This is a genomic window from Alistipes sp. An116, from assembly GCF_002161005.1.
GTDB lineage: Bacteria > Bacteroidota > Bacteroidia > Bacteroidales > Rikenellaceae > Alistipes > Alistipes megaguti.
The window spans coordinates 1-746 of the sequence record NZ_NFLR01000051.1 but is presented as its reverse complement, the minus strand read 5'-3'; the positions used below and the strand labels follow the sequence as shown (position 1 = coordinate 746).

At 63.7% G+C, this 746-nt stretch carries 1 pseudogene; it reads right to left on the bottom strand.

What is annotated here, in order from left to right:
• A pseudogene (locus tag B5E60_RS13585) lies at window positions 1-746 on the bottom strand (hypothetical protein); the annotation flags it as partial.

Below are 746 nucleotides of genomic sequence, written 5' to 3'. Positions count from 1 at the left end.
GGCGTACTGACGCCTCTGCAGCAGCTCCACACTCCGGGCATAGGTCGTGTCGAGCTCCGTGGTGTGGATCGTATCCTTAACCATCCCCTTGCGGCGGAGGTTGTAGCGGAAATCCACGGTGCGGAGCTGCGGGTAGATCACCTCCTTCAGGTAGGCGTACTCCCGGGGGAAGCGCTCGCGCAGCAGCCGCTCGCGCCGGTCCGGATCCCGCTCCGCGGAGAGGAGCTCCAGCATCGCCTCGCGGTTTGTCAGCGCTGGATCCGTGCGGATGCGGTTCATCAGCTCGGGCCACGCCTCGGCGACCCACCGCACGGTCAGCAGCGTGTCGATACCCCGACCGTAGTGACGCACCAGGTAGCGTTTCAGCGCCTCGGCACGCCCCCGCGAGAGGCGCTCGTTGAAGGCGTAGCGACCCTCCGGAGAGGAGGAGGCCGTGAGGGTGATCGTATCGACGTAGAACTCCTCCTGTTCGATGATCCGGCGCATCAAACCGGAGATCTTCTCCAGCTCGCGGCCATTGTCGCCCAGCGTATCCACCACCCGGGTGTCGCCCACAAAGAAGCGGATGTAGTTGCAATCCTCCACCGTGACATACTTGTCTATGACGCGGATGCGGTAGCGCGGCAGCGTATCGACAAAGGAGAGCATCGACGAGACCAGATAGGTCAGCGTATCCGAGGACGGTAGCCGGTAGGCGCTGTCATCCACGGCCTGCACCTTCCCCGTGAGCGTGATGAGCATCTTCT